15 protein-coding genes and 1 tRNA gene are annotated in these 19265 nt (G+C 66.7%); 9 read left to right on the plus strand and 7 right to left on the minus strand.

Annotation, left to right across the window (positions count from 1 at the left end; genetic code table 11):
* Positions 1 to 25: 25 nt before the first annotated feature.
* From hemE to QTH90_RS27655, 3 genes are all read left to right on the plus strand, one after another.
* Positions 26 to 1129, plus strand: a complete 1104-nt coding sequence (hemE, locus tag QTH90_RS27645; protein WP_286667788.1) for a uroporphyrinogen decarboxylase — start codon at positions 26 to 28, stop codon at positions 1127 to 1129.
* 371 nt (positions 1130 to 1500) lie between these two features.
* Complete coding sequence (priA, locus tag QTH90_RS27650) at positions 1501 to 3612, plus strand: replication restart helicase PriA (RefSeq protein ID WP_286667789.1); 2112 nt, start codon at positions 1501 to 1503, stop codon at positions 3610 to 3612.
* 434 nt (positions 3613 to 4046) lie between these two features.
* A complete protein-coding gene (locus QTH90_RS27655) occupies positions 4047 to 4745 on the plus strand; it encodes a hypothetical protein (RefSeq protein ID WP_286667790.1) in 699 nt (232 codons plus the stop codon).
* A 7-nt stretch (positions 4746 to 4752) separates the two neighbouring features.
* Here QTH90_RS27655 and QTH90_RS27660 read toward each other — a convergent pair whose 3' ends face one another.
* Complete coding sequence (locus QTH90_RS27660; RefSeq protein WP_286667791.1) at positions 4753 to 5763, minus strand: AEC family transporter; 1011 nt, start codon at positions 5761 to 5763, stop codon at positions 4753 to 4755.
* A gap of 132 nt (positions 5764 to 5895) precedes the next feature.
* Between QTH90_RS27660 and QTH90_RS27665 the strand changes: the two genes are divergently transcribed.
* Genes QTH90_RS27665 through QTH90_RS27675 form a run of 3 tightly spaced genes read left to right on the plus strand, consistent with a single transcriptional unit; the run spans position 5896 to position 9604 of the window.
* Positions 5896 to 7995, plus strand: a complete 2100-nt coding sequence (locus tag QTH90_RS27665) for an ATP-dependent helicase (protein ID WP_286667792.1) — start codon at positions 5896 to 5898, stop codon at positions 7993 to 7995.
* Entirely contained in the window at positions 7992 to 8462 is a 471-nt protein-coding gene (locus QTH90_RS27670; RefSeq protein ID WP_286667793.1) for a hypothetical protein, read from the plus strand. The genes QTH90_RS27665 and QTH90_RS27670 overlap by 4 nt, the downstream gene beginning before the upstream one ends.
* The gene (locus QTH90_RS27675) at positions 8459 to 9604 is read left to right on the plus strand and encodes a phospholipase A (RefSeq protein WP_286667794.1); all 1146 of its coding nucleotides are present in this window, start codon (positions 8459 to 8461) and stop codon (positions 9602 to 9604) included. The genes QTH90_RS27670 and QTH90_RS27675 overlap by 4 nt, the downstream gene beginning before the upstream one ends.
* A 110-nt stretch (positions 9605 to 9714) precedes the next feature.
* On the opposite strand, the gene QTH90_RS27680 is transcribed toward QTH90_RS27675, so the two are convergent.
* Positions 9715 to 10059 (minus strand): DUF1090 family protein, encoded by a 345-nt coding sequence (locus tag QTH90_RS27680; RefSeq protein ID WP_286667795.1) that lies wholly within the window; start codon positions 10057 to 10059, stop codon positions 9715 to 9717.
* Between the two features lie 127 nt (positions 10060 to 10186).
* Between QTH90_RS27680 and QTH90_RS27685 the strand changes: the two genes are divergently transcribed.
* The 3 genes from QTH90_RS27685 (at position 10187) to QTH90_RS27695 (ending at position 14001) form a co-directional block, all read left to right on the plus strand.
* Positions 10187 to 11197: a methyltransferase gene (locus QTH90_RS27685; RefSeq protein ID WP_286667796.1), complete on the plus strand. Its 1011-nt coding sequence runs from the start codon at positions 10187 to 10189 to the stop codon at positions 11195 to 11197.
* A gap of 82 nt (positions 11198 to 11279) precedes the next feature.
* Positions 11280 to 12602 carry a hypothetical protein gene (locus QTH90_RS27690; protein ID WP_286667797.1) on the plus strand — a complete coding sequence of 441 codons (1323 nt, stop codon included), beginning with the start codon at positions 11280 to 11282 and terminating at the stop codon, positions 12600 to 12602.
* Positions 12603 to 12804: 202 nt separating this feature from the next.
* Positions 12805 to 14001, plus strand: a complete 1197-nt coding sequence (locus QTH90_RS27695) for a PKD domain-containing protein (RefSeq protein WP_286667798.1) — start codon at positions 12805 to 12807, stop codon at positions 13999 to 14001.
* Between the two features lie 71 nt (positions 14002 to 14072).
* Here the strand turns inward: QTH90_RS27695 and QTH90_RS27700 are convergent.
* The 5 genes from QTH90_RS27700 to rsmB all read right to left on the minus strand — a co-directional run bounded on the left by QTH90_RS27700 (position 14073) and on the right by rsmB (position 19248).
* Positions 14073 to 14148: transfer RNA gene (locus QTH90_RS27700), tRNA-Phe, on the minus strand.
* 18 nt (positions 14149 to 14166) lie between these two features.
* Positions 14167 to 14862, minus strand: coding sequence for a response regulator (locus tag QTH90_RS27705; RefSeq protein ID WP_286667799.1), 696 nt, complete (start codon positions 14860 to 14862; stop codon positions 14167 to 14169).
* A 78-nt stretch (positions 14863 to 14940) separates the two neighbouring features.
* Positions 14941 to 17271, minus strand: coding sequence for a sensor histidine kinase (locus tag QTH90_RS27710; RefSeq protein ID WP_286667800.1), 2331 nt, complete (start codon positions 17269 to 17271; stop codon positions 14941 to 14943).
* Entirely contained in the window at positions 17268 to 17846 is a 579-nt protein-coding gene (locus tag QTH90_RS27715; protein ID WP_286667872.1) for a DUF4390 domain-containing protein, read from the minus strand. The genes QTH90_RS27710 and QTH90_RS27715 overlap by 4 nt, the downstream gene beginning before the upstream one ends.
* Before the next feature lie 37 nt (positions 17847 to 17883).
* Positions 17884 to 19248: a 16S rRNA (cytosine(967)-C(5))-methyltransferase RsmB gene (gene rsmB / locus QTH90_RS27720; RefSeq protein WP_286667801.1), complete on the minus strand. Its 1365-nt coding sequence runs from the start codon at positions 19246 to 19248 to the stop codon at positions 17884 to 17886.
* Positions 19249 to 19265: the final 17 nt, after the last annotated feature.

A 19265-nucleotide genomic window follows, 5' to 3' on the forward strand; every position in this document is an offset into this window, starting at 1 on the left:
AAGAGCGCCCTGCGACAATCGCGGGATGCCTTTCGCCCCCCTGAAGAACGACACCTTCCTGCGCGCCTGCTGGCGCCAGGCCACCGATCACACACCCGTCTGGCTGATGCGCCAGGCCGGGCGCTACCTGCCCGAATACGTGGCGACGCGCGCCAAGGCCGGCAGCTTCATGGGGCTGGCCACCAACACCGACTACGCGACCGAAGTGACGCTGCAGCCGCTGGAGCGCTACCCGCTGGATGCGGCCATCCTGTTCTCGGACATCCTGACCGTGCCGGATGCGATGGGCCTGGGCCTGTCGTTCGAAGCCGGCGAAGGTCCGCGCTTTGCGCGACCGGTGCGCGACGAGGCATCGATCGGCGCGCTCGCCGTGCCCGACATGGACAAGCTCCGCTACGTCTTCGATGCGGTCGCGTCGATCCGCCGCGCACTCGATGGCCGCGTACCGCTCATCGGTTTTTCGGGCAGTCCGTGGACGCTGGCCTGCTACATGGTCGAAGGCGCCGGGTCGAGCGACTACCGCCAGGTCAAGACGCTGCTCTACAGCCGCCCGGACCTGATGCACCGCTTGCTGGCCGTGAACGCCGACTCGGTGGCGGCCTACCTGAACGCACAGATCGACGCCGGCGCGCAAGCCGTGATGGTGTTCGACAGCTGGGGCGGCGTGCTGGCCGATGGCGCCTTCCAGGAATTCAGCCTCGCCTACACGGCGCGCGTGCTCTCGCAACTGAAGCGCGAAGGCGCCGACGGACGCCCGGTGCCGCGCATCGTGTTCACCAAGGGCGGTGGCCTCTGGCTGCAGGACATGCGCGCACTCGACTGCGAGGTGCTCGGCCTCGACTGGACCGTCAACCTCGGCAAGGCGCGTTCACTCGTGGGCGAGGGGCCGGACGGCAAGGCGCTGCAAGGCAACATCGATCCCAACGTGCTGTTCGCACAGCCCGCGCAGATCGAAGCCGAAGTGGCGAAGGTGCTGCAGAGCTTCGGCCGGCCGCACGCCGATCACGCCACGAGCGGCCCGACGCACATCTTCAACCTGGGGCACGGCATCAGCCAGTTCACGCCGCCCGATCACGTGGCCGCACTCGTTGCGGCAGTGCATGCCCAGTCCCGCGCCCTGCGTGCATGAGCGTATTGTTATCACTTGTAAGCAACGAGAACGAGTCCCAGGCGTTTGTCAAGGACGAAAAAGCGTGAGGAGGGACTGACTTATGCACAAAACCCCTGTTGCGGTGCGCAAAACTATATTTTGTCCATGCACCCCTGCTCCTAAAGCGATAGCGCCGCTAAGTCCTTGATTTACATAGGTTTCGAACTTTGCTTTTTTTGCGTGCATTCCAGCCGGAGCCTTGATTTTCAAGGGCTCGCAGCGAGTCAAGCCCCGATATCAACAAAGTTATCCACAGAAAATCTGGATGGACTGCAAAGCGCAGACAAATCAACAACTTAGGTCGTTTTGCTCAAAGTCGCTTTAACAAACGCCCGAAGCGGGAGTCAGCCTTGAAATGGCGTGTGGACGTCGCGGTCCAGACCCCGGCGCACAGCGCATTAGGGGATGTCCTTAGCTACGCAAGTGTTGTGCCGATGATTCCAGGGGCCCTCGTGCGGGTGCCGCTGGGGCGTCGCGAGGTCCTGGGCGTGGTCTGGGCGGTGCATCCGGACGATGATGAGGCCGAGGCGCCCATCGAACTCAAGCCCGTCGGCGCAGTACTGGACGGGCTCCCGCCGCTCGGCGACGCCTGGCGCGATCTAGTCGCCTTCGCGGCGCGCTATTACCAGCGCTCGCTGGGGGAAATCGCGCTCGCCGCCCTGCCGCCGCAGCTTCGGGACCTGACCACAGTCCAGCTGGCCCGGCGGTTGAAGCGGCAAGGGGCTTCCGCCACGCCAGAGGCAACGGGCGAGATACCTCAAGCGGTGGCGCTGACCGACGAACAAGCCCAGGCGTTGGCCCGTTTCGATGCCGAAGCCGGCCCCTTCCTGCTGTTCGGCAGCACGGGCAGCGGCAAGACCGAGGTCTACCTGCGCGCCGTCGCGGCCTTGCTGGAGCGCGACCCCACGGCGCAGGCGCTGGTGATGGTGCCGGAGATCAACCTGACGCCGCAGCTCGAAGCGCGCTTCAAGGAGCGCTTCGACGGCCGCTTCGGCACCGCTGCGGTGGTGTCGCTGCACAGCGGCATGACGAATCCGCAACGGCTCGCCAGCTGGCTTGCGGCGCACAGCGGCACGGCGCGCATCGTGCTCGGCACGCGCATGGCCGTGTTCGCGTCCATGCCGGGCCTGAAGCTGATCGTGGTCGACGAGGAGCACGACCCGAGCTACAAGCAGCAGGAAGGCGCACGCTATTCGGCGCGCGACCTGGCGGTGTGGCGCGGGCAGCGCGAAGGCGCCAAGGTGATGCTCGGTTCGGCCACGCCGTCGCTCGAAAGCTGGCACCAAAGCCGACCGAAGCAGGGCGAGGATGCCGGGGGCCGCTATGTCCGGCTCGCCATGCCTTCGCGCATCGGCGCGGGCACGCTGCCGGCGGTGCGACTGGTCGACATGAACCTGCAGCCGCCGCGGACGGTGCTGTCGGGCGCGCTGCTCGATGCCATCGGCCAGCGGATCGCACGCGGCGAGCAGAGCATGGTGTTCCTGAACCGGCGGGGCTACGCGCCGGTGCTGGCCTGCGGCGATTGCGGCTGGAAGAGCGAATGCCCTCACTGCAGCGCGTACCGGGTGTTCCACAAGATCGACCGCACGCTGCGCTGCCATCACTGCGGGTTCACCGAGCGCGTGCCGCGCGCCTGCCCGGCCTGCGGCAACCTCGACATCGCGCCGGTGGGCCGCGGCACGGAACGGCTCGAAGAACATCTGGGCGAACTGTTCGCTGCGGTCAAGCGGCCGGACGGCAGCGAGGTGCGCATCGCGCGCATCGACGCGGACAGCACGCGCAAGCAGGGCGCACTCGAATCGCAACTCGCCGCCGTGCATTCGGGCGAGGTCGACGTGCTGGTCGGAACGCAGATGATCGCCAAGGGGCACGATTTCCGGCGCATCACGCTGGTGGCGGCCATCAATCCGGACGGGGCACTGTTCTCCAGCGACTTTCGTGCGCCCGAGCGCCTGTTCAGCCTGCTCATGCAATCAGCCGGGCGCGCGGGCCGCGACGCGGCGTACCTGTCCTCGCAGGGTACGACGGCGGAGATGTGGATCCAGACCCATCACCCGCAACACCCGCTCTTCGCGGCGCTGCGCCGGCACGACTACCCGGCTTTCGCTCAACAGGAACTCGAGGACCGCGCCGCCGCGGGCATGCCGCCCTTCGCTTTCCAGGCGCTCTTGCGGGCCGATGCGCGGGCCCAGGACGCAGCGCAGGCCTTCCTGAACGCGGCGAGCGTCTCAGCAGATGTCCTGGAAGGCGCCGACCGGGTCACGCGCTACCCGGCCGTTCCGCTGGCGATCCAGCGCGTGGCGAATGTGGAACGGGCGCAGATGCTGATCGAGAGCGCATCGCGCGCAGCGCTCCAGCGCGTGCTCGCGGGCTGGCAGCCTTTGCTGCACGAACTGCGGCGCGCGCCAGAGGGCAAGGGAGTGATTCGCTGGCTGGTCGACGTGGACCCGCACAGCATCTGAGGCCGGCGGCCTGCCGCTCAACGCAGGCTGACGGGCTCCTTCCCCATCTCGACGTATTGGAGGGACGAGCGCCGTCGTCGGTTTGCCGGACCAGGCCAGATCAAAAGGACAAGGCTCAGCAAGCCCGCCGCCAGCGCACTTCCCACGCCGAGGGCGCCCACATGCCATAGCCAGAAGGCGCTGGCGAGCCAAACCACCCACAGGACCCCGCGCAACCATGTCGTCATGCCAACTCTCCCGATTCAGGGATTCACTTTATCAGCGCTTTTGAGAACCTAAGCACTAACTAAAAGCAATAGTTAGCACTATCGCCTTGTTTCTGGGAGCCGGCTGTAGGAAATACTCTGAAACAAGGGTTGACGTCAGGCCGAGACGCCGTCCAATCTACAAGAAGGCGGGATTCACACCGAAATCTCGCGATAGGGGGAAACAAAGTGAAAACGTCGCGCGGGGTCGTCTGGGGTCTTTCGTTCGTCTGCGTGGCCTTGGGTACGAATGCGGCCGAGCTGGAACTCGAGGGCAGCCGCCTCGTGGTCAGCGGCATGTTGGACGGCACCGCCATCAAGGCGTTCGAAGAGCATTTGGCGAGCGGCAAGGTCCGGACCGTGGTGTTCGAGAACTCGCTTGGCGGAACGCCCGATGTCGCACGCGACTTCGCACAGGCGATCCGGGCCACGGGCGTCAACACTGAGGCGAAAGGACAGTGCCACGCCGCCTGCGCCTACGCCTTCCTGGCCGGGAAGGAACATCGCTTCGGGCGCGGATTCCAGGTCAACGGCCTGTTGATCCCCGTGTCGCAGCGACCGCGGCCGGCCGATCTGGTCAGCCGCTGGAGCGGAGAGGATGGCTTGAAGACACTGGCCGAATTCGCCGGACCGGCGGACGACGCGCCGGCAGCCGCCGAACCCCCTGCGCCCGCGGCAGCCGCGGCGACGCCAGCCGCCGCCCTGCCGGCCTCGACCCCCAAGGAACGCTGGCAGCCCAGCCAGGGGGTGCTGTTCACCTCGACCCCCACGCTCTTCGGCCGTGTCTACAACACCTTCTATTGCGATGGCACGCAAGGCCGCGACATGTCGCGCTGCGAGCTGCTGTCCGACGCCGACCCCTACAAGCTCGGCGTACTGACGCCGTAGGCCCTCGCTACTGCAGCCAGCCGACCGCCAGCGGAAAGGTGAAGAAGGCGGCGACGGTCGTCCAGAGAATGATGCGGGCGACGCGGCCGTTGTCCGCGCCGAAGCGCTCCGCGAGCATCGACACATTGCTCGCGCTGGGCAGCGCAGCCACCAGCACGATGGTGACCAGCGCCTGGCGCTCCAGCGGCAGGCCGAGCGCCATCGCGCCCCTCGCGACGCCGTAGACCAGCAGGGGGTGCGCCACCAGCTTGATCGCGACCACCGGCAGCACATCGCGCATCGGCGCCTGCCGAACCGGCGACGTCGCGTCACCCATCGCCTGCGCGACCAGCGCGCTGGCGCGATGCTCGCGTGCCAGCACCGCCGAACGCGCCAGCACGGCGCCGATGGTGAACAGGGCCACCGGCGACGCGGCCTCGGCCAGCATCGTGACCGTGCGATCCACCGGCCCCGGCAGCGAGAGCCGGCTGGCGGACGCCGCGGCGCCCAGCAGGATCGACCAGGGCATCGGGTTCTGCAATATGCCGCGCAGCGCCTGCCCCATCGCCTTGGCGGCGCCATGCCCGTCCGCCCCGCCGAGACGCGACAGGGCGATGCACAGCGACGACGTCACGATCATGTCGAACGCGATGCTGATGATCGTCGGCGATGCCGCCTGTGCGCCGAGGATGGCCACCAGCAAGGGCACGCCCATGAAGCCCGTGTTCGGGAAGGCGGCCACCAGCGCGCCGAAGGCCGCATCGTTCCAGCCGATCCGCTCGTTGCGGGTCAACGCCACGGTGGCCCCGACCACGACCAGCGCGCTGACGCCCCAGATCAGCGCGACGGCCCCATCCAGCAACTGGTCGATCGGCGCGCCCGCGCCGAAGCGGAACAGCATGCAAGGCAGCGCGAAGTACAGGACGAAGACATTGAGCCCCGGAATGGCAGCAAGCGGCAATGCACCGCCACGTGCGGCCGCGTAGCCCGCTGCGATCAGCGCGAAGAAGGGGACGGTGACAAGAAATATCTGGAGCACGCGGCGATTGTGCTTGGACGCGCGACACGGGCGAACCGGCGCCTTTGGCGCTGCCCTAGCACATCGGCGGGCCTCGGCGCGCACGATGCGACCCGTATCATTGCGCGCTTTGCGCCCTCGTTTCCCCCATACATGTCTTCCGGTCTCAATCTAGCGCAGCAAGAAGCCGTCAACTACATGCACGGTCCCTGTCTCGTTCTCGCGGGCGCGGGCTCCGGCAAGACCCGGGTGATCACCCAGAAAGTCGCACGCCTGATCCAGGCCGGGCTGGAGCCCCAGCGCATCGCGGCCATCACCTTCACGAACAAGGCCGCGTCCGAAATGCGCGAACGCGCCAAGGGCCTGATCGGGCGCGACGCCAAGAAAGTAGTGGTCTGCACCTTCCACGCACTCGGCGTGCGCATGATGCGCGAGGACGGGGCCGTGCTGGGCCTGAAGCCGGCCTTCAGCATCCTCGACGCCGACGACGTGACCAAGATCCTGAAGGACGCAGGCGGCACCACCGACGCCGCCACGGCGCGCATCTGGCAATGGACCATCAGCAAGTGGAAGAACATGGGCCTGAACGCCGCTCAGGCCGAGGCCCAGGCCGCCGACGACAACGAGCGCATCACCGCCCGCATCATGGGCCGCTACGAAGAGCGCCTGGCGGCCTACCAGAGCGTGGACTTCGACGACCTGATCGGCATGCCGCTCAAGCTGCTGCGTGACTACGACGAGGTCCGCAGCAAATGGCAGGCCGCGCTGGGCCATGTGCTGGTCGACGAATACCAGGACACCAACGCCACGCAGTACGAGGTGCTGAAGGCGCTGGTCGGCGAACGCGGGCGCTTCACCGCCGTGGGCGACGATGACCAGTCGATCTACGGCTGGCGCGGCGCCACGCTCGACAACCTGCGCAAGCTGCCGATCGACTTTCCGAACCTCAAGGTCATCAAGCTCGAGCAGAACTACCGCAGCACGAGCGCCATCCTGCGCGCGGCCAACAACGTGATCGGGCCCAACCCCAAGCTGTTTCCGAAGACGCTGTTCAGCGAACTGGGCGAAGGCGAGCCGGTGCGCATCGTCGACGCCGACAACGAGGCGCACGAGGCCGAGCGCACCGTCGCGCGCATCCAGAGCCTGCGCGCGGGCGATGCGACCTCGCAAGGCCCGCAGTTCAAGGAGTTCCGCGACTTCGCGATCCTCTACCGGGCCAACCACCAGGCGCGCGTGTTCGAGCAGGCGCTGCGCAAGGCTCAGATCCCGTACAAGGTCTCGGGCGGCCAGAGCTTCTTCGACCGCGCCGAAATCAAGGACCTGTGCGGCTGGTTCCGCCTGTGGGTCAACAACGACGACGATCCGGCGTTCCTGCGCGCGGTGACGACGCCCAAGCGCGGCATCGGCCACACCACGCTGGCCAGCCTCGGCACTTTCGCGAGCCAGTACAAGCTGAGCCTCTTCGAGGCCCTGTTCAGCCCTTCGCTGCCGAGCGTGATGCCCAAGCGCGCGCAGGAAGGCCTGCACGAGTTCGGCCGCTACATCAACGACCTCGAATACCGGGCCCGCCGCACCATGGGTGCCGAGGACGCTCGCGCGTTCCTGGCCGAGTGGCTCAAGGAAATCGACTACGAGAAGCACCTCTACGACGGCGAGGACAGCGAGCAGGCCGCCGCGAGCCGGTGGACCAACGTCATGGAGTTCTGCGACTGGATGTCGCAGCGCTGCGGCGGGCAGATCGACGATGCGTCGGGCGCCACCGTCGAGAACGAACGCAAGAGCCTGCTCGAAGTCGCGCAGACCATCTCGCTGCTGTCCACCATCAGCGAGCGGGAGCAGGACCAGAACGTGGTCACGCTGTCGACGCTGCACGCCTCCAAGGGCCTGGAGTGGCCGCACGTGATGCTCGTCGGCGTGACCGAGGGCTTGCTGCCCTTCAAGCTCGACGACGACGAAGGCCGGCAGGAAAAGGTCAGCGAGAGCACGCTGGAGCGCCTGCAGGAAGAACGCCGGCTCATGTATGTGGGCATCACACGCGCCCAGCGCAGCCTGGCCGTGAGCTGGACCAAGCGCCGGAAGAAGGGCCGCGAGATGGTGGCGGCCCAGCCGAGCCGCTTCATCGCCGAGATGGCGCTCGACAAGAAGACCATGAAGGAAGACCCGCGCGAGAAGCTCAAGGCGCTGCGTGCGGAGTTCGCCAAGAAGGCCCAGGACAACGCGGCCGCGGCTGCAGCGGCCGCATCGGCGCCATGAAGTCCGCGTTGATGGCCTGCCTGGCCGCCGCCTGCGTTGCGTGCGCCTGCGCCGCGACCCCAGGCGGTCCGGAGGCGCCGGCCACGGCAGCCTGCCCCACCCGCGGCACCGACCTGCCGCTCCAGGCGCTCTTTGGCACCTGGGAGGCGCGAATCGACGGACAGAATGGCGCCGCAATTGTCAAGCTCAGTCAACATCCGGATTACGCCGGCGTGCGCGGCACAATCGCCCGAGGCGGCGATGGCGTCCCCGCCACGGTTGCCCAACTGGCGGGCGACATCGACGACGAGGGCATGCTGAGCCTGGACGAATCGCTGGACGGCCGCGCCATCACCGGCGTCTGGCTGGGCGAACTGCAGGCGCCGTCGTGCGGCAAGGAATGGAAAGGCATCTGGCGCGATGCGGCGAGCGACACCACGCATCCCTTCGTGCTGAACAAGATTGGCAACTCGGTAACTGATCGATGAACAGACAAACTCTTTTCTTCACCGCTCTTTTCACCGGAATCGGCGCCACCACCGGCGCCCAGGCCCAGGCAGTGGACAAGCCGCCCAGCCCCCTGGCCGAATCGGAACTGACCTGGCAACAGTGCCAGGGCCTCGCGGGCAGCGCCAACAACCAGGCGCGGCTCGCCTGCTTCGACCGTTGGGCCCAACAGCAGACCTTGCCCGCCGCGGCGGTGCCGGCCGCGCCGCCAGTGCTCGCCGAAACCCTGCCGCCCGTGAACGCCGAGATACCGGCCACGCGCGTGGTCACCGTCGCCACCGAGGACGGCTGCCGCGACCGCCAATACTCGACGCTGTCGCGCTTCTGGGAACTCGAAGCCGGCAGCAATTGCGGCACCTTCGGCTTCCGCGGCTACCGCCCGCTCAGCGTTGGCCTCGGCGTGGCGGCCCGCGATCCCGAAACCGCGACATCGCCGGCGCCCGGCCGCACCGGCGTCGACCGGCCCTACCAGGCGCAGGACATGCGCATCGGCCTGTCGCTGCGCACCAAGCTCGCACAGGGGCTGCTCACTGGGGACGATCCGGTCAAGAAGGACGGCCTCTGGTTCGCCTATTCGCAGCAATCGACCTGGCAGGTGTTCAACGAGGAGCTTTCGCGGCCCTTCCGCACCACCGACCACGAGCCGGAACTGATCTACAGCTACCCGACCGACTACAAGCTGCCGGGTGGCTGGCGCGTGCGCTACACCGGCTTGGGCCTGGTGCACCAGTCGAACGGCCAGGACCTGCCCTACTCGCGCAGCTGGAACCGCGTCTACCTGATGGGCGGCGTGGAGCTCGACGACAAGTTCATCCTCACCGGGCGCGTGTGGAAACGCATTTCCGAAAACTCGGCCGACGACGACAACCCCGACATCACCACCTACCTGGGCCACGCCGACATCCGCTTCGGCTGGCAGGTCGACCGGCTCAACCAGCTCGCCGTCTCGGCACATGGCGGCAAGGGCGCCGTCAAGCTCGAATGGCTGAAGGTGATCGGCGATCCGATCAAGAGCAACCTTCGATTCCAGGCATCGCTGTTCTACGGCTACGGCGACACGCTGGTCGACTACAACCGCAAGCGCACGGTGTTCAACATCGGGCTTGCGCTGGTGGACTTTTAGCAAACCCCCAGGCTTCGCGCACTTCGTGTCGCTTCGCCTACCCCCTTGCAGGGGGCGCTGCCGGCGGACCGGCGGAGCCGGTTCCGCGGCAGCTCACGACGCGGCGCGGGCTACTTTTTCTTTTCGGCTAGCAGCTTGCGCAGGTCTTCCTCGGCGCGGTCGAGGTCGATTCGAAGTTGCATCACTGCGTTTTTCTGGCGCATGACGCGGGCTTCGTGGGTGTCCTTCTTGGCGGCTTCCTCGCATCGGGCCTGCAAGGCGTGGAGGTTTTCCTCGATCTGGCGGCGGCGGAGCATCTGGCCCCTGGAGCGTGCGGCGCGCATGTCCTTTTCCAGCGCGGCTTGCTGCGCGTAGCAATCGGCGTCAGTCTTCGCGGGCGCGGGCTGGGCGAACGCCGGGATGGCGCAGAGCAAGGCAATCGCAACGGGGCCAATACACAAGTAGGAAGTACGCATGGGGCGGCACCAAGTCGAGGGAGGTGCCATCTTGCACCATGTTCCAGCCTTCCAGCCAGAGGCTCGAATTGCGGACGTGGCAGGTCCACAATGCTCGACCGGCCCAACAGGACGGAAGGATCACGCCATGCAGAGCGATTCGAATCCGGCGATCACGATTCGCCGACTGATCGATGGCTACCAGGTGTCCCAGGCGATCCATGTCGCTGCGACGCTCGGCATCGCGGACCTGCTGGCGAAAGGCAGCCGCACCGCCGACGCGTTGGCGGCGGACACCGGCACGCATGCGCCGACGCTGTATCGCCTTCTGCGTGCGCTGGCGAGCGTCGAGATCCTGCGCGAGGGCAACGGCCGAACGTTTGAACTCGCACCGCTCGGCCAGCAGCTTCGCGCGGACACGGCCGGCTCGATGGCGGGCTGGGCCGCGTTCATCGGCAGTCCAGGCTACTGGCAGGCGTGGGGCGGGCTCCTGCACAGCGTGCGCACGGGTGAGAACGCCTTTCAACACGTTCATGGCGCCGACGTTTGGAGCTACCGCGCGAGCCGGCCGGAAGAGAGCGCACTTTTCGATCGCGCGATGACGGCCCTCTCGCGTCAAGCGAGTGCCGCACTGCTCGCTGCCTGCGACTTCGGGCGCTTTCGCACGGTCGTCGATGTGGGCGGTGGCACAGGGGCGCTGCTGGCGGCAGTATTGACTGCGCACCCCGGACTCCAGGGCATCCTGTTCGATCAGCCGCACGTCGTGGCTGCGGCGGGCGCCTTCATGCAACGCGCCGGTGTCTCCGACCGAGCCCGCATCGTGGGAGGGAGCTTCTTCGACGAAGTGCCCGAGGGTGCGGATGCCTATGTGCTGCGCTCGGTGGTCCACGACTGGGACGACGTCGATGGTGTTCGCATCCTGGCGACGGTTCGCAAGGCGATGGCGGCTGATGGATGCGTGCTGCTCGTCGAGCGCGTCATCGCGCCGCCCAATGAGGGGCGCGACGCGAAGTTCTCCGACCTGAACATGCTGGTCGCGCCGGGCGGCCGGGAGCGGACGCGCGAGGAGTTCGAGGCGCTGCTCGGGCCGGCGGGGTTGCGGGTGGCGGCCGTGATCGACGCCGGGGCCTTCGGGGTCATCGAAGCCGTGACCCGATGACTGCGCGCTTGCGACCGGCGTAGCTTGCGGGCCCCTTGCCACCTGGGTATGGCAGGATGCGGCCAGGAGAAGGAGGGCTCATGTGCAAGTGATCTACTACTCTCACAGCTACCGTCCGGCGGACGAAGACGTCAATGAGTTCTTTCAGGAACTGATGGTGGACGAGCAACTGATGCCGAGCCTGGACCCACCTTCCGCCCGACTCAACAGCGCAAAGCCCGAACGCCACCTGCGCAGCACGGACGCGATGGTCGCCGTGGTCACGTGGCGCGATCCCGCTCCCTCGCAATACATCCAGTGGGAAATCGGCCTGGGCTTGCGTGCCCGCAAGCCGCAGTTGGTGTTCGTGGAGGACGTCTTGCCGGATGACCTCGTACCAGCCGGTGTGCTGCAACGCCGCTTCTCGCGGCGTCGGCTTCTGCGAGAGGCGCGCGACCATCGACACGGCATTCGGTTGCTGAAGAGCTACGTTGGCGACGAGCCCCCTCCCACTTACCAGCCGGCGAGGACACGCCGGACCTGCGTGATCGTCGGGGCCACCCAACTCGACCAGGAGAGCCGCGGCGCACTCCTCAAGTTGCTTGAGGAAAGACGCTACAGCCCGCTCCTGCTCCCGCGGGGTCGCCACTTGCCGGATGACCTGATCACCGAGCAGACCGTTCAGTGCGCGGCCGTTTGCATTGCAGTGGTCGAAGGACTCACACCGGCGGAGTACTACTTGCTCGGCGTTGCGCGCTCTGCCCTGACGCCGTGCATTCTGTTGACGCGCAATCCAACGCATCCCTACCATCCGATCGTTCCGCGTGAGTATCAGCCGCGCTATGTGCCTGCAGAAGGCGCGGCAGACCTTGTGCAGACGATTACGACCGAGCTTGATGTCTTCGAGGAAGACTATCTCGAGCTGACGGAAGAGAAGCAGATCAAGCGCTACAAGGGATTTCAGGAAGCGTTGCTGCGCTCGCAGCGCGACAGGTACTCGGAAGAAGCACGGCGACAGGTTTTCAACTTCATGGGGAAAACGGAGTTCGACATGTCCAAGGACAAGATCCAGTTGAGCAATATCGTCGGCCCGGTCAACATCAAATCTCGTCTCGACAATGTGGTCCAGACCGTGAAGCAGGCGCCTGGGTGGAGCGCGGACCGGCAGCAGGAGCTCGAGCGCTTGATCACGGATCTCGAGAGCGGGCTTCAGGCGGTCGCGAAGCAACGCCCGGACGATGCAGAGCGCGTGACCAAGACGGCTGAGTTGGTTGTGTCGGAAGCAACCAAGACGAAACCGGATCGCTCCTTCTTGTCGATCAGCGTCGAGGGGCTGAAGCAAGCCGCTCAAGCTGTCGCGGACATTGCACCTCCCGTGCTGGCTACGGCTGGAAAGATCGCGGCTTTCGTTGCAGCCCTTGCCTAGAAGGATGGCGGCATCGAAGTAGCCGGAGGGATTGGGACGCCCTGCCGCGGCCTTGGAGGCCTGCCGTGGGAATGGACGCATTCAGTACCCGCCCACATCACGAACTAAGTCACGGTCTGAGCCTGCGGCGAGGGCTCGATTGAAGCGGTTTAATTACAATTAGTACTTTTTGTAACATTCAACCGCACCAATGAGGCTCCCCATGGCGTCCTGCCCGAAGCCCCTGTTCAACACGATCGCCGCTACTGCCGCAGCCTTGGCTCTCACGGCCTGCGGCGGGGGAGGTTCGGGCTCCTACGCAGGGCCGGCACCCGCCCCGGCCGCGCAGGCGCAGTCACCGGTGCCTCCCCCGGTCGCGCAATCGCAAGCGCCAGCGCCTGCACCGCGTCCGTCGACCAGCAACAACACCGCACCGGTGAGCAATGCAGGCAACGCGCAAAGCACGATCACCGGCAAGCCGTTCAAGCTCGACGGCAGCGCCAGCTCGGATGCCGACAGCGATGCGCTCGCCTACCAGTGGACCCTGGCAACGAAGCCGGCCGCGAGCGCAGCCACCCTGGCGTCTCCCACTTTGGCGAAGCCGGAGTTCACCGCAGACATACCAGGCGACTATGTGTTCAGCCTTATCGTGAATGACGGCAAGGAGAACAGCGCGCCGGCCAGCGTGACGGTGACTGTGGCGCTCGCGACGTGGCGAGATGCAGATTGCTCTGCCGACGGCACGAAGCTGCCGGTCTGCACGATGGATTTCTCGGACAACAACGCGTCGGTCGCGTTCGATCCCGCCGCCAACGCCCTTGTGCTCGAGACGCGGGCCAGCGCATCACCAGCCACGCAGAAGAGCTATCACACGGGGATCACTGGCAACCGGGCGATCCTCGGCACAGGGATCCTGCATGGGGTGAAGCTGTCGGAGTTTGCAGGGTTCAGCTTCAAGTCGAAGGATGACGGCAGGGGTGCGACGACTGGCGCCGGCCTTCCCTACGTCACCTATTCCATCAGCAAGAAATGCGATGGCACCGGCTGGGCCAACCTGATCACCAACCTCAGTGACATGAGCCCGACGGGGCCCGATGCCGACGGCTACTACACCTACACGGCCAGTATTGCGGCGAGCAGCACGGCTTGGAAGTCGACGGACTACTACAACCCGATCCTCGGCCCCGTCAACTCAACGGTCGTGCTGGGCCCAAACAAGGATCCGATCGGCGGCTCGCTGCAGGCTCTCATCCAGGCCTACCCGGATGCGTGCATCTACAACTGGCCGAACCCGGACGCTCAAGTTCCCGGCGCCACGAATACGCCAGCCGTGATGCTCATGCTGGGCAGCAGCGGGAATCTCGCGGCCAAGAAGGCCTGGTTCAAGGACATCAGGATTGGGGACAAGGTCGTCTTCTGATCCATTGATCTCGCTGGCGCAACGCAATGCAAAAAGCCCCTGATTCAACAAAGAATCAGGGGCTTTGAATTTGGTGGCCTGGGGCGGAATCGAACCACCGACACGCGGATTTTCAATCCGCTGCTCTACCAACTGAGCTACCGGGCCTTGGTGTGCAGCCTGCGATTATACAGCGCTTCTGCGCCCTCTCGAAAGATCAACGCCGAGTTGCTTCAGTTTTCGATAAAGGTGGGTGCGCTCGAGGCCGGTCTTCTCGGCCACGCGCGTCATCGAGCCGTTCTCCATCGCAAGGTGGAACTCGAAGTAGGCCTTCTCGAAACCGTCTCGTGCATCGCGCAGCGGACGGTCCAGGTCGAAGCTCTGCGTGGACTGCGGCCCTAGATCCGCGGGCGGCAGCTGATGGACGGCGGGCACCAGCGCGCTGTCGCCCACCGTCGTGACCACCGCGGCGAAACTGCTCGCGGGCGGCACCACGCTGGCCGCTGCGCGCCGTGCGCTTTCGCGCGCAAGGCCTTGCTCGACGGCCTTCAACAGCTTCTGCAAGGTGATGGGCTTTTCGAGGAACGCGAAGGCGCCGATGCGTGTGGCATCGACCGCCGTATCGATCGTGGCGTGGCCGCTCATCATGACGACGGGCATGCTCAGCAGGCCGGCCGCGGACCACTCCTTGAGGAGCGTCACGCCGTCGGTGTCGGGCATCCAGATGTCAAGGAGAACCAGGTCAGGACGGGCACGCTGTCGAGCGGCGCGCGCTTCGGCTGCGTTCTCGGCGAGTTCCACGTTGTGGCCTTCGTCATTGAGAATTTCGAAGAGCAGGTCTCGAATGCCCAGCTCGTCGTCGACCACGAGGATGTTTGCCATTTGTGCTTAGTTGTGCGCCGTGTGTCTTATAGGTGAGAGGTCCGTTTGCCGGTCCGTCGCCCGGCACTTCGGGGTGCTTCAGGTGATGGGTGACTTCGAATCTTCGGTGTAAGCGACCGCTCCCTGCGGCTCAGCTGCAAGCGCGAATGATAACGAGACTTGTGCCCCTGCCACAGCCCCATCGACTAGGCGGTTGGAAAGTTCGATGCGCGCGCCGTGCTCGTCGGCGATTTTCTTGACGACCGCCAGGCCCAGTCCGGTGCCTTTGGACTTCGTCGTGACGTAGGGCTCGAAGGCGCGCTTGAGAATGTTCTCTGCAAAGCCGGTGCCACTGTCCTGCACGGTGAGGCGCACGCGCTGGCCGGAATCGGAGAGTCGCGTGCGGATGACGACTTCGCCCGGCTGCCCGGTGCGATGGGCTGTCACCTCCGCCGCATCCTGCGCGTTTTGCAACAGGTTGTGAATGACCTGGCGGATCTGCTGGGCGTCCGCGCGGATGGGCCGGCACCGCTCGTCCAGCTCCGAACGCAGCGCGACGCTCGCGTGGTGGTCCGGCGGATACAGGTGCAGGACATCGGCCACGAGGGCGTTCAGGTCGACCGGCTTCAGCTCGGCCGCGGGCAGGCGCGCATAGTCGCGAAACTCGTTGACCAGCCGCTTCATGGCATCGACCTGGTCGACGATGGTCTTGACGGATTTGGTGAGGATCGCCTGCTCGGGCGATGCGACCTTGCCCGAGAGCTTCATCTCGAGGCGCTCCGCAGACAACTGGATCGGCGTCAGCGGATTCTTGATCTCGTGCGCAAGGCGGCGCGCCACTTCACCCCAGGCCTGCGCGCGCTGGGCGGAGACGATCTCCGAGATGTCATCGAACACCAGGAGTCTTGCGGAATCGGGCAGCTCGGCCCCGCGCGCCACGATGTTGATGGCGTCTTCGCCCATGGCGTCGCCTTCGGCGTGCAGCTCGAAGGCATGCTGCCAGTGGTCGAGCCCGTGCTGCATGCGCTCGACCTCGAAGTCGTCGAACTGTTGCTGCACGTTCTGAGCGAATTCGCCCAGTCCGGGCACGTCGGCCAGTGGCTGGCCCTCGAAGGCGGCCAGCGGCGCACGCAGCACGCGCGTCGCGCCCGGGTTGGTCGAGTGGATGACGCCGCGGGTGTCGAGCACGATCACGCCCGAGGTCAGGTTGTCGAGGATGGTCTGCAGGTTGGACCGGGCCGCATCCAGTTCACCCATGGTCTTTTCGACCGCGCCGCGCGCGTCCGCCAGTTGCTGGGTCATGACGGCGAAGGAGCGCGTGAGGCCGCCCAGCTCGTCCTTGCCCTGCAGGACGGCCGTGGGCCGCAGGTCGCCACCGGCCACCTGCCGCACCCCATCGGCCAGCACCAGCAGCGGCCGCGCGAGCTGGTTGCCGAACAGCACGGCGAGCAGCACGGCACCGAACACTGCCAGGAACAAGGTCAGCGTGAGCGTGCCGATATACATCCGCCGCAGACCCTCGCGGGCGAGCGCCCGTTCCTGGTACTCGCGGTTGGCCTCCTGCACGGCCAGCGCATTCGCCACCACGGCGGGAGGCAGCGGCTGGGTGACCTGGAGGAAGCGCGGCTCGGTGTTGAACTCGAAGCCTTGCCGCTGGACCAGCGCGAGCGCGCGGACGTTCGCCGGCGGCGGCGCGGCGGCGCCCGGGGCGGGCGTTTCGTCGAGTCCTTCTATATGAGCGATGGCGCGGTCGGCCCGCACCTGCCGGAGTTGCTGCGGCGAAGGGCGCTCCGGGTTGAGCTGGAAGCGCGACAGCCCCGCGCCGGCCACGAGTTGTCCATTGCCGGTCCAGAGCACGACGTCGGTTGCGCCGAGCTGGTCCCGGATGCGCTCGAGCACCAGGCCGGCGCCGGCGTCGGAAACATTGGCCAGTTGGCCGCTGGCCGACTTGGTCTTGTTCATCAGGTCTTCCGACAGCGAGTCCAGCGTGGCGCGGCCAAGGTTGAGGCCGGCGTCGAGCGCCCCCTCGACCTTGACGTCGAACCAGCTTTCGATCGACCGGGCGACGAACTGATAGGACACGACGTACACCAGCATGCCGGGCACGACGCCGACCAGCGCGAAGATGGCGGCCAGCTTGATCAGCAGGCGGCTGCCGAACTTGCCTTGCCGCAAACGCCGCAGCAGCCTGAACGCCACCCATCCGATGACGAGCACCAGCACCACCGCCACGACGACGTTGATGCCGAAGAGGCGCGCGTAGTTGCGCTCGTAGAAGGCGCGGTTGTTGGTGGCCTGCGCCAGCAGGAACATGAGCACGAGGCCGATGGCCGTCACCAGCGCCGCGCCGGCGCCGAGGGCCCAGCGGCGGGCACGGGAGCGCCGCACCGCCTGCGGCGGCCGGTTGCCACCGCGCGAATCGGTGCTCACTTCGCCTTCTCCAGCGGCAGCCGGATGCTCTTCTCGATGGAGATATTCCAGTCCGATTGGCCGAAGGCGGTGATCTGGAAGGGCCGCGGAAGCTGCGAGGTGTCGAGCCTGAAGCGGAAGGTCACGGGGTGGATGCCCTCGTCGCCGATGTCGGCGGCGTCGCCAAGGCGCATCCGGCCCACCCGGCGCACGCCGTCGAGGGCGTCGGCCAGGGTGTCGAAGTTCTGGTTCAGCGAGACGCCGAAGCCTGCGTTGGTGATGGGCACGGGAGACACGTTGAGCCGCCACCGGCGGCTGAGGGGCTGGTAGGCGAGCCGCATGTGCCGGGTCGCCTGTGCAACTTTGAGATCGGTCCAGTACCAGCGTTCCCGGTACAGCTCGGCGTCGGCCACGAAATAGATGGCGATCCCCTTTTCGAGCACCTCCTCGACCGAGGGCGGCAGTTCGAACTGGACCTGTGCGGTGAAGTAAACACCGTCGTCCGCTTGCTCCAGACGCATCTGCGTCACCGCCGCCCCGTGGGGGTCGGCGGCCGCCAATCCGGGCAGGCATGCCAGGAGCCCGACGAGCATCATCAGCACGGCCAGCCAGGCCGGGCCGGGTTGGTCAGCGCTAGAGCTTCTCGAGCAGGGCGTAGAAGAAACCGTCGTGATCACCCAACGGATTGTCCGGGACGCCACGCGCATTCACCCCGCTTTGGGGTAGCAAATGGCCCGGCGAGGGCAGCAAACGGGCATCGGTGTTGTGTGCAAGGAACGCCTCAATCTGGTGCGAGCCTTCCTCGCGAAACACCGAACAGGTGCAATACAGCAGCCGGCCGCCCTGCCGGACCAGCGGCCAGAGCCCTGCCAGCAGCATCGCCTGTTGCAGCGCCAGCTGTTCGATGTCGCTTTCCCGGCGCAGCCACCGGACGTCGGGGTGCCGGCGGACGATGCCCGAAGCGGTGCACGGGGCGTCGAGCAGGATGGCGTCGAAGGGCACGCCATCCCACCATTGCGCCGGGCGCGAGGCGTCGGCGACGACGACCTTGGCGCTCATCGAGAGCCGCGCCAGGGTTTCGTCGATGCGCCGGCTGCGGGCGGCATCGACTTCCAGCGCCGTGACCTCGATGGTCCCAGGGGCCGCGAATTCGAGCAGGTGCGCCGTCTTGCCGCCCGGCGCCGCACACGCGTCGAGCACCCGCATGGGCGACGGGCCTTGCGGCCGGAGGCCGTCGAGCAACAAGGGGGCGGCGAGTTGCGCAGCCGCGTCTTGCACCGAGAACTCGCCCTCGGGGAAGCCCGGGAGCTGCTGGACCGGGCGCGCGCGCGCCAGCTGCAGCCCGCTGGGGCCGACGGGCACTGCCTGCAGCCTGGCTGCCTCCAGGGCACGCTGGAAGGACGCCACGTCGGTCTTGCGCACGTTCACGCGGAGCGTCATCGGCGCCTGCATGTTGTCGGCCGACAGCACACGCTGCCATTCGCGCGGGTGATCGCGCTTGAGGCGCTCGATCCACCAGCGCGGGTGATTCCACTGCGCGACCGGCTCGCGCTCGGTGGCGGCGACGAGTTCATCGCGCTCGCGCAGGAAGCGTCGCAGGCAGGCGTTGATGAAGCTCGCCTGGGCACGGGTTCCCGGATTGCGCTTGGCGGCCTCGACCGCCTGGTCGACCAGCGTGAAGGGTTCGTAGGGCGAGCGCGCGGCGTCCCACGCCAGCGCGAGGGCGGTGCAGAGCAACGCGTCGGCAGCGGGCGGCGGCGTGCGCTTGGCGAGCTGGCGGCGCAGCGCCTCGGCGCGACCGAGCCAGCGCAGCACCTGGAAGCCGAGCGCTTGCACGCCGGGGCGCAGGCCGGGTTCTACCGCCTCGAAGGCGACGGAACCCGACACGCCGCTGCGGATCGAGGCGAGCGCCGCGGCGGTGAGCTGCAACTGCCGCCACAGTGGCGGCGAACCGGGTGAGCCGGGCGAAGCTGGAATGGAGTCTGGAGAATCTGGCAACTTGGGTCGATGGTAAT

It is taken from the genome of Variovorax flavidus, from assembly GCF_030317145.1.
Lineage (GTDB): Bacteria > Pseudomonadota > Gammaproteobacteria > Burkholderiales > Burkholderiaceae_C > Variovorax > Variovorax flavidus.

Coding starts and splice junctions, on each gene's coding strand:
- hemE (WP_286667788.1), top strand. CDS start 26: ATGCCTTTCGCCCCCCTGAAGAACGACACCTTCCTGCGCGCCTGCTGG.
- QTH90_RS27665 (WP_286667792.1), top strand. CDS start 5,896: ATGTCTTCCGGTCTCAATCTAGCGCAGCAAGAAGCCGTCAACTACATG.
- QTH90_RS27670 (WP_286667793.1), top strand. CDS start 7,992: ATGAAGTCCGCGTTGATGGCCTGCCTGGCCGCCGCCTGCGTTGCGTGC.
- QTH90_RS27675 (WP_286667794.1), top strand. CDS start 8,459: ATGAACAGACAAACTCTTTTCTTCACCGCTCTTTTCACCGGAATCGGC.
- QTH90_RS27680 (WP_286667795.1), bottom strand. CDS start 10,059: ATGCGTACTTCCTACTTGTGTATTGGCCCCGTTGCGATTGCCTTGCTC.
- QTH90_RS27685 (WP_286667796.1), top strand. CDS start 10,187: ATGCAGAGCGATTCGAATCCGGCGATCACGATTCGCCGACTGATCGAT.
- QTH90_RS27695 (WP_286667798.1), top strand. CDS start 12,805: ATGGCGTCCTGCCCGAAGCCCCTGTTCAACACGATCGCCGCTACTGCC.
- QTH90_RS27705 (WP_286667799.1), bottom strand. CDS start 14,862: ATGGCAAACATCCTCGTGGTCGACGACGAGCTGGGCATTCGAGACCTG.
- QTH90_RS27715 (WP_286667872.1), bottom strand. CDS start 17,846: ATGATGCTCGTCGGGCTCCTGGCATGCCTGCCCGGATTGGCGGCCGCC.